Genomic DNA, 17,085 nt, shown 5'->3' on the forward strand with positions numbered 1-17,085 from the left:
TATGTGTCAGCTATGCACTTCCGCCACCTCGCGGTGTACTGGAGACTTTCACTCCTTAGTCGATGCGCTGCCAAGCGCACCAAAAAGCGACTCATCCTTCGATGAGTCGCTGCATAGGCACGCCGATTCAGTTGTTGCGGAACCCTATAATTAATATTGCCGTGCCGAAACATTAATGAAGATGTAAAAATATCTCTCTCCGGTATGTTGACTGAGACAGAGGCAATTGATTGGGAAAAATCAGTCAAATAAATGAGAGGCGGCTTGGAAGAGCCGCCTATAGTAGAACTGAAACAACTGCTGTAAAGGTCGACAATATTCTTTTCATGTTATCTTTCCCTTCCTCGCTTATGGATTCGAGCATATAGACGACAAAAGTCATTAATAAACGACGAATTTCAGCAAAAAATAGGGCGGATTACTCGGCCCTTTCAAATCCGCAAATATTTGATGAATGCTTATTCCGCTATTGGTGCTCTATGCCTAACGAGTACGAATATATGTACCGATCTGCTTCATGATTTTCTCGATTCTTTGTGTCTACTTTATCGACAGAGGTACAAGTTGTCTATGTTTATTATTGTATTGAACGAAGCAGTGCTCTTGCCTTCTCTCGTGCTGCCTGATTAACTCGGGGAGAGTTTACGATCACCTTCAACGCTTCAACTTGGAGTCCATTCTCCGCTATCCTTCTGGCTGCCTGAATGCACATTTTGATTCCGTTCCATCTTTTCCAACTTGCCTCATTTGTTCCCGTACTGTTTGTTCAACGAACCCAGGTTTGTTCCAAAGCTCAAAATATGTTACATATACTCTCTTTCCGCACATTTTCAAGTCAAATTCCAGATCTGTTGCCATTTGTCCGACTCCTCTCATCCTTCTATTGTTGACAGCTTGCACTTACCACATTTCTTAAACTCATATTGTGGATAGTTATTTTGCGACCAAAACGATGCCTCCTCACGAGCGAGAAATCAAACCACCCGCCATCGCCTTTGATTTCTCTGATTCCTTTAAGACCTGTTTCTCCTTGAAGAACATGACCGCAAGTGGGTTTATGGGCTGTACCTTGTCAGAGATATGGACGTTTACCCAAATCAATGTTCTCCCCCCAGTGCAGATCATATTTTTAATCTATAAATCGCTTTGTTCTCCAAACCCCGAATAACCGGTGTCCATTGTTCACTTTCCGCGGTTGTTTGAAGCATGTCCTCTACCATCTGCAATTTAGCATCCATTGCATCGATATAATGAAGAGCTACAGCTTCTGGAAGTTGTGGCTGAACAGGACTTCCCCATTCACCCAGATTATGATGGGACAGAATCAAATGCTGTATTGCCATGATGACGTCCGACTCCAGATCGATACCCAGTTTGATTGCAGCTTCTGTAATCCAATTGGCAGCCATGCTGATATGTCCGATCAATTTTCCCTGATTACTGTAATCAAGCACCATACCGTACTCCGATATCATTTCCACCGGTTTGGCAATGTCGTGCATGATGATACCTGCCTTTATCAAATCTGAATTGAGAAAAGGGCGTTGATGACAAATAAATTCACCCAATTCAAGCATTCGAACAATGTGATAAGCCAAACCTCCGTAATAAGCATGGTGGTGAAATTTAGCCGCGGGAGAAGAATACATTTTATCTTTTACTTTCTCAAAACAAAATGTAACAATAGAACGAATTTCGTCATGAATTATGCTAATGATAGCTTTTTGAATGTCCTGGAGAAGGCCCTCTACTTCTACAGGAGCAGAACGGATAAAATCTGTAATGGACACTCCGTCCTGCTCTACTGTTTTTCGAATTCGGATCACTTTAGCTTGTAATTTTTCACGGTATACTTGAACCACACCCTGTACTTTGACAAGGCACATCGGAAAGAATGTTTCAATGTCAGTCTTGCTCGCGTCCCAATACTTTGCAGATATAGCTCCGCTCGAATCGGCAAGTACGAGGTCCAAATAATCTTTGGGTATTGAACTACTGGTCTGCTTTGCTTCTATTTCTTTGATTAAATAAAATCCGACGAATTCATCACCATCTCTTAAGTTTTTGATTAATGATGTCACGATTTCACCTCTACGTAATCTTCCTCCGAGTCCATCTCCACTTCCTCATCAAACTCAGCATCGTAATCATAATCGTCTTCGTTACCGGTTATGTATTTCGATAATGAGCTCAGTACACGCATCGTGTACGGAAAAATAGTGTGCTTATCATAAGTCAACCCTAAACGTCTTAGATGATCCGCCAGAAGAGCCAGTTCATCCGACTCGTTTTCATTCTCTGCTCCTAACGGAATGTATTCCACAGCTCGTTGTTGGAGCAATAATTTGGATGGCGATGAAAACTTGGTTGCATCGTTAGCGATTCCTTTCCATGCATTTGGTCTTCCGCCCACACCGTAATAAATACCTTCAAGGTCCTTAAAAACTCCTAATGCTTTAGTAAACCTGTTCATTTCATCATCGATAATGATCCGATATTGAGGAACGTCATCCGTTGCATTAATGCGAATGAACCTTAATCGTGGCTCATTGACCAAACGCTCATTAAGATAAGGAACGCGATCGCATTGTATTTTGGTATTACCAATAGCACCCAACCAGCCGTTTCTTAAGGTAGCGTTGATAAGCACAATGACTTGCCCCGAACTTCGTTCTAGTTCACTGTGAATCTCAGCTGTGATAAATGCTTTAAACACTTCGCTGCTTTTATTTTTTCTTCGAGGATTATCAAGAAATTTTGATTCATCCATTTTCAGTGCCGCTTCTGACAAAGTCATCCACCTATCATTACCTAACAGCTTAACACTGAGATCCGTGCCCTCTAATCTTGAAATGGCAGGCAAATATTTATTTCCCGCTTTTATGACAGATATAGATAACAACGTTCCAGACGCATTGACCTTATTGACGTTATCGCTAAATAGACCATAATCGTTGAAAAGGTCTAATACTGCATTCAGAATGCGGGATAAATCTCCTTTCTCATCACCTGTTAGTGGGTGAATAAATTGCGACAGGCGCCCTGTCCTCTTCAATCCTTCTCGGATAGCTTTTTTTGGATCGGCTCCATCTCTCCATTTACCCTTTTCTTCGATTTCTACAAGAGCTAATACCGAGTGGTTAGGTTGTTCAACTTTGGAAAGTTGCTTCACAATTTGATTAATGCGTTTTTCTTGGGCTATCGAGCCATCCTTATATCTATGAATCTCTAGCTCTGATGTTATGCTCTCTGGGTTACAATGGACAAGTTCAACAGTAACCTCTTTATCTGAATTTAGTCTGAAGTTGGAGTCAGATATCTCATTAAGAATAATTACGTTTTCAATTGACTTTTGCGCAGTAGATAGTTCCATCTTCACTGTATCAAACATTTCAGGAGAACTATAAATTTCGATAGTTAATCGCTCTTCCTTAGGAACAACGATTGGAAAGCGATTGTCATTCATACCTCTAAGAGAAATATCAGGAATAAGTTGAAGTTCTCTTGCACCATAATCCGTTAAGAACCCTTTGGCCAAGTTATACAAACCGCTTTTCTCAGGAAGACCGATTCCTGCTTTCACACTATTTCCAGCAAATAGATTGTTATTCACGACATAAGCCGTAATTTCTCCATCACCATCGGAATAGAACTTGGGATTCGCAAGCAACGAATCTGACTCAAAAGACTCCCCATTCAGCACATCCCAATACAATTCGTCTAATGCGCTCTCCCATGCCGTAAATGAAGAGTTGCGGGGACGTCTTTCAAATTTCAATTGTGAAAATGAACGATCTGGGTTCATTACATATGGATTTTGAACGGATACCAAAACCGAACAGGAATGCCCTGATCTCATATAACACTTGCCATCTTTGATTTGTACATCGCTCAAATACCTTCTTGTTCCCAAAGAAACCGTTAGAATGGCTCGATCCGCATTTCCCCCACGAGTCTTCAATGCAAAACGAATGACATAAGAAAATGGATCATGACGATGAGATTTTCGAATCGGATTAGAAATGCATTCGTGTTTATCATTAAAGATAACATGATAGAATTTCAGCTCTTCACGTAGCTCATTACCTAAATCAAGAAACTTTGATTCCTGGCAGAACTTGACTGCTGCCATGCCGGGAACCCACTGGTAGTTATCTATGAATTTGTGAACTTCACCAAACGTAGAAGAAACCCAAACAAGCTCCGAATCTTTTACGTCTTGTGGTAAATCAGGAATCGAATAATCCTTTAAATGCGCTAGCCATCCAAGCGTCAAATGTTTTATATACGATGAATGAATAGGTTTTGTGGAAACTAGCCAAGGCTGATCATCGAGCAACACCTTGTTGTTTGAACATACGCTTACGATTTCAGGAAAAATACTTTTAAGTTTCTTTCCTAGAGGTTCTACTTTAAATGCAAGCTTAAAGCGATCTGTACGCTCTCTATTAAAGAAGTTTCTCCAGCTCTCCGGCATTTTCATATAATAGATAGTTTCGTTATAAAACAGCGTTTCATCAATCTCCAATGCAAACAGTTCCATCTTCTTCATCGCTATATCCCTCCCGAATGATATTATTTATTCCGTCGATAAATGGTCCGTACAAACTCAAGAACAAAGGATCCCTTTTGTGCTTCTGCATAATCGCTGCCCAACTATCCAACATGGACATCCCTTCTGGTTTACCAGCAGGCTTTGCATTAAACTTTGAATCGCAGAAAAATACTCTGGCATTTTTACCGCCGCGCAGCAATCGTCCAATCATTTGCCAAATCGGGATAAACGTATACCACGCCATAACTTCTCTTTCAGAATCGTTAAGAATCGACCAGTAGTCAGGCTTTTTATACATCGCTTCGAACTTACCGCTGCTAATTTGGCGTAATTTAGAAACAGCTTTTTCATAATGAATCCCTTGTCCTGTTATTCGTTGTAAATATTGAGGCAAGTAGGAGTGGAGCGCTTGAACCAAGTAATTCATGTCATTCGGAATAGGATAAGGACGAACGAGGAAAAAGACCGATCCAAATAACGACTCTCCATTTTGATCCAAGATATTGTAACCTCTACCTACAGAGAGAAGCGGTACAATCAATACTTCAGCCCTTTCTTTGCGAAACGACTCAATCATTGTTCTAGGGAATTGATCTGGTTCATGACTCCTTTCCCTTGAAAGAACTTTATAACGTCCTTGCCAACTCTGATCACTACGAAACGCTCTGGCGACTGTGGCAACATCATCATACGAATTTACCACTAAGAGTGCCCTTCGCGGATTTCCTCTACTACTCCAAAATTTCAATTCATAAAGAATATCAGATTTAAGTTGTTGAACCATCTCATATAAATTGCTGCTTCTAACCTCTTCATCGCCTATCCCCGAAACTTCAAGAAATTTATCATGACGAGCGTCAAGAATGGGTTTGAATGTTATTTGAACTTCCGGAGATGTTCGATCTGCTTTGAGCAACCATTTGGATCCCGTGTTCAAATGATAATGCGCGGATTCGGGTGCATGGCTTGTGCCTGAAAGAAAGATAACTGCCGGCCCTTGTTTCTGATCAGAATCTTCATATACACAATGCCAGTCATGCAACAATAATCTGCCAACCCCTGTATATTCGACTAATTTAAATGTCCCTGTTGTTTCCCCATCCTTCAAATCGTATTTATATCCGATCATCGTGCCCGTCATGGCCTCTTTCATGAATGCTTGATAATCTTTCTGCATAGTGAATAACGGAGAAAAATCTGCTGTCATTCCTAGCTTGGCTTGAATCATAGTAAAGGAAGTCAGAATGAACTTGATACATTCTTCCGCTCGGCATAAATAAACAAAAAACTCCAATTGCGCATAAAATAAATCTCTGTTTATACGCGGACGAATTGTTCCTTTAAGCAGTTTTTCTGTAATCTGAGTCAGCATCTTCTGCTTTTCATCGTGAGTTTCCTTTTCTACTAACTCATCAACAATGCTAGATAACACGGAATCTTGATAAGGCTCATTTGCATAATCCAATAAGTGTTTACGAATTTTTTTTTGCGATTCCTCGTCGAAGGAGATCTTCTCGCTTAATGCATCGGCTAGCGCTGCCACCCTAATCAGATTGCGGCTGATATTCTTACGCAAGGTCAGAGAACGATCTAACTTGTTATAGATCCTCCAGATCATAAGATCCAATTGACGAAGCTTATCTTTCCACTCCGTCACTACGGGATCGCCTGCTAACTGATATTGTCCATTCGTTAATTGATTGGATTCGTTAAACAGCCGTTCAAAAATATCCTCTACGCTACCGAAAACATTATATTCCGATAAGAACGTCTCATCGAATTGCTTTTGGACTTCATCCGCTTCGTCCACGAATACGACATCCATAAGGTCGTACATCGCTTCATAAATAGTCCTCTCTAACGGATCAATCATCGCTGGAATTCTTGTTTTGAGTACACTTGCAGACGTAGCCACCCAAACATCGGCCTCTGAAAGTTGTGAGAAATCATGAAAAACCCCACATTGATCCGCCAATGGACATTTCACCGACTTATTGTCTTGCTTTAGCTGAGTACACGGATAACTACTATTACGTTCGTAATCGTCAGATAAAGCTTTAATGACACATACGTCCGACAAATGCTTTAGATCTTGAAATTCGTTGTTCCTCCAATCGCTAAGCTCGATGGTCTCACTTGCATTTGCAAATAAATAATTTTCCTGGTGGATCTTTCTTGATGACTTACCAATGATCGGAACAGCACGAATGCCTAACTCGCGAAGAATTTTGATACGCTCTATCACTTGGGAAACGCTGCCTTCAATAAAGCCGACTCTGGCACCTTTCTGCTTCACAAGACGATACGTCTCCATAAGCATGAAAGTAGATTTCCCTGCTCCCAATGCACCGCCTATATGCTGGTTTCCTTTGTAAACAAACTCTATATCCCAATCTATTGACTCGAGTACAACTGCAGTTGCTCTGTTCGCCCAAGATGAAGATTTGCCGGTTATTTCATCCATTTCTTTGCCCAACGAAAGCCCATCGAAGGGCAACTCTAGACTAAGTTTCTTCTTCTCACGATAAGAGGGTAATAAACGCTTTTCTTCTACAGCTAAAGCTTCCGGGATGTTGCCATGAAAGCTTTGAATAAATCCTCCTCTTACGATTCTGGAGTATTCGAATTTCCCCTGAGTCGCAAAAGGAGTTGTATTGATTTGTTTGGGAATTGGTTTTTTAAGTATCTGTTCGTAATCATTCATTCTATTTGTCAGAAATCTCGGAACATGCTGCTTAGGCTGCCCCTGATCATCGATATCAAACAAACGAAATTTCATATCAATAGCTCGATAGGCTTCAATCCGTCTAGCCAGTATTTTCTTACTCCTTAACTCAGGGAATAAAATTCTAAGTCGGACTACGATATCCTTATGTACGATGTACTTTAAAACCGGCTCATCATAACCGACCAATAACGACCAACCTTGATCAATATGAAGCATCGGGTCAATCAAATAACAGCCCGTCATAAATAGCTCCAGGCTTATTATTGTTGATATGTCGGCTTTGGGCAGTTCTAGCGAGAAAAAATCTTTGTTTATTTCTTCAGTTAAATCCCAATAGGTTTTCCTCACCAGAGCACCTTCTTCAACGTTTTTTCCAATTCATTCTCCATAATGATTTTTATGAGTTTCCGTCTGTCTTCTTTTAAAAGTGTTGATGCTCTCATACCGTAAGATGGATATAGATCATTTCGATATTTGGGAATAACAACGTACACCTGTTGACCATACTTCTCCAAATACGATAATGATTTTTGATTAAAGAAATTCGCCAGCGTTCTTGGATCCTTGAAATCTTTTACATCCAATAACATCTTACTTTCAATGTCATTATGTGAAATTGCAAGATCATACTCATCAATATGAGGATATAATTCTACTCCGTACCCTTTCCGTCTTAACCATTCGGCAATTTTTATTTCAGAAATCCCAGGTAACAGCACATACCTCTGTATACCGGGAAGCAACCGAAATACTCGTTCATCTTTATAGTTGAACAAATCAAAATTCTCGAAATCTGCTAACGAGTGACAGATATTTTCTTTGTTGCACCGCCATCGATCATGCTTGTATGTTAATGTCCATCCACAATGCGGGCATTTACGATAGTTATCCATCTGTAGAGTTACCTCTTCATAACACTGACGAACTAACGCGCTTAATTCGCGGTCACGAATGGACTCAGCAAATTGCGCGAGTTGAAGCGCAGACAATACTGCATTCTGAGGCATGGACAAAAATGTTCGTATCTGAGTATATTCTGCTTGCAAATTTCGGTTTTCATCTCTGCAGAATTGCAAAATAGCCAACATATTCTTCTGTTGCGCTTCTTCGGGGGATATATAAGTATTAATGAAATCCTCTGCATCAGGAGTTATCCCAATAAACTCTTCAATTAATGAGGATTCGTCAGGATAATATTTAACAAGCCCTTGAATCCCCCATTCAAAAGATGGTTTATGCAAAATATGAAGAAGCCGGTACAAATCCATTGGAATCTCAGCCCCTGACCTTGCTGCTTCTTGTATAAACATAAGCATTCCCTTGTGAAGCTCCTCCGGGATATGATCATAGTTTTTTGTCCATTGTTGTAATCCGGTGATAAGGTAATAAAGCATATCTTGTAATCTATTCAACGGAACACGCTCCTTGAAGGTACTTAACCATAATTATGACACAGCAAATTGACCACTACTTGTCACCGAATATTTGTTCCTATAAAAAACGAACCTCAAAATAATTGAAGTCCGCCATGGTGTACATTCTATTATAATATCCCGCGCTTCATACCACGCTTGAAATGATGAAATACCTCGTGAGGATACATGTTTAATGCACGCATGAGAACGGTGCAGAAGCCTACAAGAATAGCGGGGCCTTCACTGTTAAATTCAAACTCAATGCCCCTTTCTTGTAAATAAGTTATCAGCCTATCGAAATCGTCTTGATATTCCGGATATAGCGGATAAGCTCGTTCGTGGATATGCTGTATAAGATCCCATGCTCCTAGCTTGACAAACTTCGGCTGCCGCTCTTCAATATCAGACAGGTTGCCATACGCAGTTTCAAAAGCCAGATCAATAAACTTTTGGCTGTATCGAACTTTACTCCACTCCGGTTTCGCCAATGGGGCTCCAAAAACTTGCTCTATCTCATCTTGCAACTCATCTAAGAGCGGAAATCGCGATGCGTATCCAAGACTTTCAATTAGCCCAGTATAATACCATTCCTGGCTCTCACGTCCCCGTTTGAATCGCCTCCACGTCTCTTCGCCATATTGCTCCAAATCCCGTCTGATTGAGCGGATATTGTGCAGCTTATCTGCGCAAGACACCTGACGAATGGCCAGATTCGACGTTTTGAGAGCCTCCAGCATGTGCTGTTTTCTCTCCTCCCAAGTGGCTCCTTTGTCGGGTTCAGAGCACCCCAGGACAATTTCAAGAACAACGGAGCCAAACAGTTCAAGCAATTGTTCATCGGTCGTCTCGGTATCCTCAAGCGTATCATGCAGGATCCCGGCAGCTACGACTTCTTCCTTACAACCCGCTTTCAGCAAAATCATTCCTACCGCATATGGATGACTGATATATGGAATTTCTGTTCCTTTGCGCTTCTGATTTCGATGTGCATAGGCGGCAAATTCGATCGCTTTTTCAATGAGTGAATTACAACTCAATCCATGTTTATCTTCGACATCGGCCATCCTAACTGACTCCTCTCCGCTTCAAATCAGTGCCTCTACGGATTCGCTCATGATATTCGTTAACTTATTCGCTAATTCCTTATTCCATATGCCCGGCTTTAGTGTATATACCCCCATGCGATGCTTCTTCATATAGTCGTCTCCGAACAGAATCGAATTTTCCTTACCGTCTGCAGGCGTAATAATATAAACCTCTTCTACCGCCCTGCTGCCATCCGTTGATCGCACGATTCCGTCCCGATACTTATGCATTTCTCCTAGAGCCATTGGTAGATTACGATCGATGCGATACTTTGGATCAAAAATATACAATTTCCCTTCGGCTTCAAGAACGATATCCGGGATCATATCATGCGTATACGTGACGTAATCGCGCGTTGAGGGTTTGAACCTTCGTTGGTAAGCAAGCGTAGCTCCGCCAGCCAGTTTAATCCGGCTCTCCTTTTTCTCGGACAACTTCAAGACAAGACCATCCTGCTCAAGGGTAAAGAGATCGGAAGAATCGAGCAATGAGCCGTTTTCCCGCAGTATCATGACCAGTTGCATGAAGACCCATATTTCATAAAGATGATACGTGTCTTTCAAAGGAATCGAGTTTTGAAATCCGATCGAGTACTCATTAAATTGATAGAGCTGCTGAAACCAAGAAAACCAACTCCGATAGATCGGATGTTTGCGAAACACTTGTGATACGACGACCGGGCCAGCGTGAGGCTGTAGCTGCTGCAGAAAAGAAGAGCGAAGCCACCCGTTCACACGATCAAGATAGTAACCGGCTTTGGATCGTATCGCATCCATGGATACGCGCTGGTACTCACGCAGAAGATGCTGTAACTCGAGCAGTTGCCGAAGCAACACTCGGTTCTCATATACGCTGTACGTGTCCTCGCGCACACCAGACCATACGAGCTCAGGAACAGGAATTTCTCGACTCATTCCGTTGCCTGGATGTCGTTCCGACCAAGCAAGTAGCGCCGGCGTCACATGCTTCACGTTTTCTCTGCGAATCCATTGATCAGTCGTGGTCAGCCTGCGAAGCGGTCTGGCTTGAATGTCTCGAAACCATTGCTGCAGCCGATAAAAGGAACGATCGACATAATCCCACTGCGCCAATGAGGTTTTTCGAGCGAAACCTTTGTTATCAAACTTCAGATAAGCTCCGCAATGTTGAAAACAAGCCGCCGCTTCCGCTAGAATATCCGCTATCATTTGCGTGTAGTCTGCTTCGGTTATTTTCCGCTTGTCTGGAAACAAGTACGTCTCATGGGTTTTTCGTTCACCTTGATCGATTGTGAAAGTCAGCAAGCCGGATTGGAAAGGCGCCGTCCATTCGCCTTCCCAGCCTGAGTTCGTTCGTACCATCGGGATCGGCATGCCAAGCGCAGAAAATTGGAAAGGCTCGCGGTGCGAGGTTCTCCAGCGATATATTCGCGCTTCCTCAAATCGCATTTGATCAATCGGATTCCATACCCCGTGTCCGAGCAGTAGAATTCGGGATTATCTCCAGAACTGGGTAGCGCCATACCGATCCAGTTCTCCTTTCATGCGCAGCAAGTGATAGAGAGATTCCGATCCGTCGCCGAATAACGTGGCTGTCCAATCGATCAAGTCGGTGAGCAAAGCTTCAATTTGCTCATCCCCGCGAATCTTGGGCAGCACTTTCTCGGCAATCACGCGATCGACCGCTTCATTCTTCTCCATGCGAATATCCAAGTCAAGTTCCGCATTGGCGTACAGCTTGCGGAGCATCTCATTCATCGTCCGGTAGCCGAAATGAAGCTCATAGCGGCTTAACTTTTCATGAAGTTCCTGCAGCATTTTCCATTCTTCCTGCAAGGCAACCTTATACTTAGAATCCGCCGCGTTCCAGAACTTCTCCAGATCGACATCAGACAACGTCATCACGAAGGCTCTGTCGAGCACCTTATCCGAGATGCTGTGCGTCGTCTCGTCCACGTTGATCGTGCCAATCACATAGAGATTATGAGGGATTTGCAGTTCTTGCGGTACATCCGTAACTTGGCTCTCCGTATGCAGACGTATTGGCTGCCTCGATTCGATTGCGCTTAAGTAGTCGCTTAAGTAGTATTCGACACGTGCAAGGTTCATTTCATCGAGTACGACGAACATAGGCTTGCCTTCCTGGATCGCTTGCAGCACGGCGTTCAGGAATGGTGTCCGTACATACCTTTTCTCCAGAGCGCTGTAATAACCGAACAAGGAGGTCGAATCCGTCCAATCCGGTCGGACTGGAATTACTCTCAAATACGGATTGAGCGCATCATGCGCTTTGCCATATACGGCATTGGCATAGAGCAAACATAGACGCGTCTTGCCTGTTCCGGAAATGCCGTTCAAGATGACAAAGTGCTTGTCCTCTAAGCTTGTCAAATTAAGATGGAAATCACGAATGATAGCTGCGGAATAAGTGAAAGGACTCTCGTCCAAATTGGACAAGATCGTACTTAAATTAAAATCATGCTGGAATCCCTCATCATTAGGTGTATCGTTATCCTCTTCGAGATCATCTGGAGGCCCATTCTCGTTACCCACTTCTTGCTTCGGAAAGTTTACTTTCCCACTACAATCTGCCAACAACGCACCGGCAATGAATAGCCTCTTCTTCACTTCTTCAATAGGCTCGACAAAGCTGAGCTTTCCATTATCCCATGTTGCAACATAGAACGTAGAGCCATCAACCTGAAATCCATGCTCTTCTAAAGCGGCCATTGCCTGGGCCTGTAAGACCTTATTCACCTCTGAGGAATCATCTCTTCCACGTGAATAATAACTTTTCGTGATGCGCCACTCTACTTGGTCTAGGCCATGTAAGGCCCGAAGATTTGAATAGATTTGACCTGATCCATCTACTTTAATACCGATTACTTCATTCGGCTCTCTTAGGAAACTATAAAGTGCCAGTTTGGCAATCAACTGCCCTTTATCTAAAACACTATAGACCTGCCGACATTTATTTGATTTAACATCCTGTTGCTCATCAAATTTAACATCGTAGTTTTTTCCGTACAGAGTGATTGAAATGTCCTTTTGGTGCTGATTAAACAACTCCAATAATTGTAGCGATCGAGCATGGCTGGACGTTTCGCGTTCTAAATATTCCCGTATAGGGTGAAGCTCCAACCATGTATTCCAAATATGATTCACAAGTTCACCTGTGCTGGGAAGTTGATCAAAATCTATTACAGCGCCAAAGTAAAGCCACGGTTTTTTGTTATCCTTTACACTTTGTTTAACGTATGATAGCACCTCCTCTTTTGTAAGAGGCAAGCTGTCTTTATCACTGTTAAAGATCTGGACATGATCAGACAGGAGCCCTATCGCATCCGTCAATTCTTTCGCGTTGCCTTTCGTCCGCACCCCCTCCCAAAAAGGGTAAAAGTTACTAGCTAATATGGTTTTGAACTTTCTCTCCAATCCATTTAATTCTAAGGTAAGCACACCGAATTCGGATTGGAAGTATTTATTATCAATGAGTTCAACAAATGCTTTCTTCCCCATATCGGTTGTTCTCTTCTTTTCGGCATGCTTAGGATTTCTAGCATCGTGCATCGTTGTTCGGAGAGTAGATTCATACGTATGTACCTGATAGTCCAGTAATTCAGGTGCCTGCCCACCATATTTATTCTTGAAGTCATCCATTAGTCGACGTAGAACAGGCTGCACCTCATCAAGAACTCTTTGGCATCTAAGTGCAGTTTCGGGTATGGTTAACGCTTCTTCAATTAGTTGAATGTTCATGTTGGCCTCCGATTATTTATTCGTATGGATTTGATCTGAGGCTCATACCTGGATTGGTAAGAGAAAGCATATACTGATGCTCCTCAAAAGCATCTGATAACCTGGACATCAGCTCGCCATCCAATTCGATCGGTAACGCTTGCCCCTCTTCGAAAATACAAGCAGGAACCGCACCTTCTAAAATTGGAATAGCAGATTCCATTCGAATATATCCTTTATGTTGCCACATTGTCTCAACAACAGGATCCACATCTCGGCCAACCACGTCTTGAAAAAGTGGCGTTATAATCAAGGCAAAACCATTAACGATTTGGCGGTTATCTTCTAACAGCTTCTTCTGACAAATCCAAAGATAGAACGGCCCTTTTAAGAGTTTTTTGGAGTTCTGCTTAGAAAGCACTTGAATAGCTGATAAATACACACTTCGAATGTGCTCATTAATTGAATCTTCTGATTGATTAGTTAAAACAGACAGGTCAAACTGGTATGCCCACCCCCTAGATTTTAATACTTCCTCAGCCAATTCAATAGTTCTCAGTAAACTCATCCCCTCTCATGTGTTACTCCTCTCACATAGTATAAATCAATCGTTAGACACATCCATGTCACGAAACATATGTTCTTGTTAAATTAATTTATCGATTACTTTTCTTGGTTACATGAATTATTAGTACCACAAAGTGCATCATTTGAAATAGTTCTCACTTCCTACTCTCTTCGTCATTATCCAACAAAATCCTGCTTAGATATAAATAATAAAAAACCCACCAAAATTCGGTAGGTTTGAGGGCTTGAGTTCAATTTCTATACTCACTCTCATTAAATATGTCAGTGAAGATCTTATCACCAAGGCTCACTGAGTTTGTTTACAATATCACGACGAGATAAGACAGAAGCACATCGTTCCCATAAATGTGCCTCAGGATCTAAGGTTCCACGATACTTTACTGAAAAAGCATCCTGAGCCTTTTTTCTTTCATGCATGTATTCGTTCATTCGTTCCTTAAGCTCTTCTTCGTTCTCAATCCAATCATCATCGATTGTATCAGGGAGACTGCCAAATATGTCGTAGGTGTCGCGTAGACGTTCTGATAAGACGTTGTAGACCTTCTCATCCTGTGTTTCACTATAAACAAGATTGAGCATGTCAACAAACTTACGAGCCTGTCCGAACCTCTTGATTCTACCCAGTCGCTGTTCGAGTCGAGATGGATTCCACGGAAGATCGATGTTAATCAAGGTACCTAATGTTTGAAGGTTCAAACCCTCACATGCCGCATCGGTTGCTACTACCAGCCGGATCTCACGCGTTCTAACAGCAGCCTTAATGACTTCACGTTCTACATTGTTAAACTGCTCGCCTCGAAAAAGTCCGCTCTTTCCTACACCCGCATATACGGCTACAACTTCACCTTTGAAAGACTTGGCTAGCTCTTTGGCAATCCATTCCGCCGTATCGTAGTACTGGCTAAAAATAATACATCCATGTTCAAGCCATGTCTTTCCGTCTGTCCTAAATTCAGTTAAGAACCACTTCACGGTATTGAGTTTAGAATCTACTGCTTCCGCACGTGATAGCTGTGTTTCTATTGCTTTGAGACAGGCAACTTCTGCAGGTGTCATTTCAGTAAGAATGTGTTCTACCTCTTCAGTATGGTCCTCGTCCTCATTTGATATCGAATGCTTAAGCATTTTCTGTGCAGTTTTCAACCCAGACGCAAAGCTCGAACAAATACGCTGTAGCATCAAGGATTTCATAAAGCCGCCAGCTTTGGTCCTAGATTGAAGAAGCTTGCAAAACTCTTCGGCTTTTTCATATGCTACCTGAAAGGGTGTGTTTGTTGGAATTCCCAAGCCGACAAAGCGAGACTGATATTGTGCTAGGTTTCGAGTTACCGGATGCGTATTGACACCAACCTTTTCCAAAAGCCCATCGTCTTCAAGCTGTTTTCGCTTTCTTAGTACGGTATGACGCAATACAGGGTTATTTTCTTTAAAAAAACTGGGATCCAAACATTCAGAAAGCCAAATATTTTGGATCATGTAATCCAGGTCTTCGTAACGGTGGGCGCTAAAGAAAGACTGGGGATTGACCGCCAAATGATCGCGAATCTGCTGTACTATATGATGTTCATTAGATGGGGGCAGTGGATTGCTTAACCATTGCCAAGCCTCTCTCTCGGAAGCAACATGACTTTTCCCAGTTACTAATGGGATCGCTTGTTCATGGTCTAGCCAAGGGGATAATGAATCACCGAGAACAAACTCTGCTCCACTATTCAGTATCCCCAAGAGATCCCATAACTCCCGCACGTCTGTCTGGATGGGGGTTGCAGTACCGAGTATCAAATGCCGAGTACGCTTTCCAATTTGATGCATGAAAGCAAGAAGATTATTCGGTTCAGCTGCTTTATCGCCCAGCCCACCTCTTGCTCGTGCTTTGTGTGCTTCATCCAGAATGACTGTCCCGAATCGATTCTTAAGGAGCATTCCTGCTTCTTTGACAAACTCAGACCTCTCCCGCTGGTGCATGATTAATCCAGTTGATATGATAGCAATTTTATAAGGACATTTTTTTATAGAAGATGCATCTCCGCGGGGAGATAAAATCTGCCCTTCAGCACCAAGCCACACCTTTTTTTGGGAAGACCAGACAGCCGCGGGAACGCCCAGCTTATCCATCATCTCAATTTGCCATTGAATTGTTAACGTGGACGGAGCAAGAATGAGAACCGGACCATCTTCAAGAAGAGCACTCACCAGAGCACTGGTTGCCATGGAGAGTGTTTTACCAACCCCGACCTCGTCAGCTAGAAGAAAGCGGGCTTTACCGTACGTTTCCCGATGCTCCAAAAACATGGTTACAAAGGAGCGCTGCCAGGGCTGCAATTGTTCCCCGCCCCGATATATCGGAGCTTCAGCCATTGCGGCAGCCGGGACCTCAGACGGCTTCAATACTTCTACAGTGACCTCCCGACGATTAGCAACCCGATTGATTTCTGCCAGAATGGCTTCCGGCAGAGGAACACCGTCGTTCCACAAGGCCCAGAATTCCCTCTCTACCCAATCAGCGCTTTCCTCATCGTCATCCTGCCATACCAGTTCATAGTTATGCGCAAAGGCACTTTTCGACTCATTAACAGAACCAATGAACGACCTGCGACTACCATCAGGATAATGTATAGATCCTGCCTTTCCATGAAGGAATAGGCGCTCCCGCGGCACAACCCTTATTTCCACATTACCAGACTGCAATAGCTGATCGAGGATTTGATAGCGCTCCTTTTTCAGGATTGCCTCCGCTTCAACATCAACTTCGTTCCAATGCTCTTTAAGAGCCGTATTCCGCCTTGTTGCCATCTGAAAATCAGCCAGATCCAGTTCAGAATTACAAATAATCTTTACTTCAGGAATTTTAGAGATTTCCTCGCCAACCAACTCAAAAATTGAACTCCTAAAATAGCCCGCAATTCGGAAGTACTTAGATGCGCCTCTAAGAGGCTCGACCAAAAAATCTGTATCCAACCGTTCCGTTCGTGATGAAAACCGCTTTAACGTCATATC

The 17,085-nt window shown here is 42.7% G+C and carries 10 protein-coding genes; all 10 read right to left on the reverse strand.

The features are described from left to right. Window positions 1–684 precede the first annotated feature (684 nt). Window positions 685–858 (reverse strand): hypothetical protein, encoded by a 174-nt coding sequence (locus tag IDH41_RS28535; RefSeq protein ID WP_190867313.1) that lies wholly within the window; start codon window positions 856–858, stop codon window positions 685–687. Between the two features lie 263 nt (window positions 859–1,121). Beyond that, window positions 1,122–2,081 carry a 3'-5' exoribonuclease YhaM family protein gene (locus IDH41_RS28540; protein ID WP_190867315.1) on the reverse strand — a complete coding sequence of 320 codons (960 nt, stop codon included), beginning with the start codon at window positions 2,079–2,081 and terminating at the stop codon, window positions 1,122–1,124. Further along, on the reverse strand, window positions 2,078–4,552 hold the full coding sequence (locus tag IDH41_RS28545) for a pPIWI_RE module domain-containing protein (protein WP_190867317.1): 2,475 nt from the start codon (window positions 4,550–4,552) through the stop codon (window positions 2,078–2,080). The genes IDH41_RS28540 and IDH41_RS28545 overlap by 4 nt, the downstream gene beginning before the upstream one ends. After that, window positions 4,518–7,631, reverse strand: coding sequence for a pPIWI_RE_Z domain-containing protein (locus tag IDH41_RS28550; RefSeq protein WP_190867318.1), 3,114 nt, complete (start codon window positions 7,629–7,631; stop codon window positions 4,518–4,520). Before IDH41_RS28550 ends, IDH41_RS28545 begins: the two co-directional genes overlap by 35 nt. Continuing rightward, window positions 7,628–8,695 (reverse strand): restriction endonuclease-related protein, encoded by a 1,068-nt coding sequence (locus IDH41_RS28555; RefSeq protein ID WP_190867321.1) that lies wholly within the window; start codon window positions 8,693–8,695, stop codon window positions 7,628–7,630. The genes IDH41_RS28550 and IDH41_RS28555 overlap by 4 nt, the downstream gene beginning before the upstream one ends. Window positions 8,696–8,826: 131 nt before the next feature. Continuing rightward, complete coding sequence (locus IDH41_RS32060; protein ID WP_190867323.1) at window positions 8,827–9,762, reverse strand: HD domain-containing protein; 936 nt, start codon at window positions 9,760–9,762, stop codon at window positions 8,827–8,829. 21 nt (window positions 9,763–9,783) lie between these two features. Then, the gene (locus tag IDH41_RS28565) at window positions 9,784–11,124 is read right to left on the reverse strand and encodes a DUF2357 domain-containing protein (RefSeq protein ID WP_190867325.1); all 1,341 of its coding nucleotides are present in this window, start codon (window positions 11,122–11,124) and stop codon (window positions 9,784–9,786) included. Window positions 11,125–11,259: 135 nt separating this feature from the next. Beyond that, entirely contained in the window at window positions 11,260–13,521 is a 2,262-nt protein-coding gene (locus tag IDH41_RS28570; RefSeq protein ID WP_190867327.1) for an McrB family protein, read from the reverse strand. A gap of 16 nt (window positions 13,522–13,537) precedes the next feature. Then, entirely contained in the window at window positions 13,538–14,068 is a 531-nt protein-coding gene (locus IDH41_RS28575; RefSeq protein WP_190867329.1) for a hypothetical protein, read from the reverse strand. A gap of 296 nt (window positions 14,069–14,364) precedes the next feature. Then, window positions 14,365–17,082 carry a phospholipase D-like domain-containing anti-phage protein gene (locus IDH41_RS28580; protein ID WP_190867330.1) on the reverse strand — a complete coding sequence of 906 codons (2,718 nt, stop codon included), beginning with the start codon at window positions 17,080–17,082 and terminating at the stop codon, window positions 14,365–14,367. Window positions 17,083–17,085 lie beyond the last annotated feature (3 nt).

The sequence above is a fragment of the Paenibacillus arenilitoris genome, from assembly GCF_014705655.1.
In the GTDB taxonomy this organism is placed as follows: Bacteria; Bacillota; Bacilli; order Paenibacillales; family Paenibacillaceae; genus Pristimantibacillus; species Pristimantibacillus arenilitoris.

Coding starts and splice junctions, on each gene's coding strand:
- IDH41_RS28535 (WP_190867313.1), bottom strand. CDS start 858: ATGGCAACAGATCTGGAATTTGACTTGAAAATGTGCGGAAAGAGAGTA.
- IDH41_RS28545 (WP_190867317.1), bottom strand. CDS start 4,552: ATGAAGAAGATGGAACTGTTTGCATTGGAGATTGATGAAACGCTGTTT.
- IDH41_RS32060 (WP_190867323.1), bottom strand. CDS start 9,762: ATGGCCGATGTCGAAGATAAACATGGATTGAGTTGTAATTCACTCATT.
- IDH41_RS28565 (WP_190867325.1), bottom strand. CDS start 11,124: ATGGTACGAACGAACTCAGGCTGGGAAGGCGAATGGACGGCGCCTTTC.
- IDH41_RS28570 (WP_190867327.1), bottom strand. CDS start 13,521: ATGAACATTCAACTAATTGAAGAAGCGTTAACCATACCCGAAACTGCA.
- IDH41_RS28575 (WP_190867329.1), bottom strand. CDS start 14,068: ATGAGTTTACTGAGAACTATTGAATTGGCTGAGGAAGTATTAAAATCT.
- IDH41_RS28580 (WP_190867330.1), bottom strand. CDS start 17,082: ATGACGTTAAAGCGGTTTTCATCACGAACGGAACGGTTGGATACAGAT.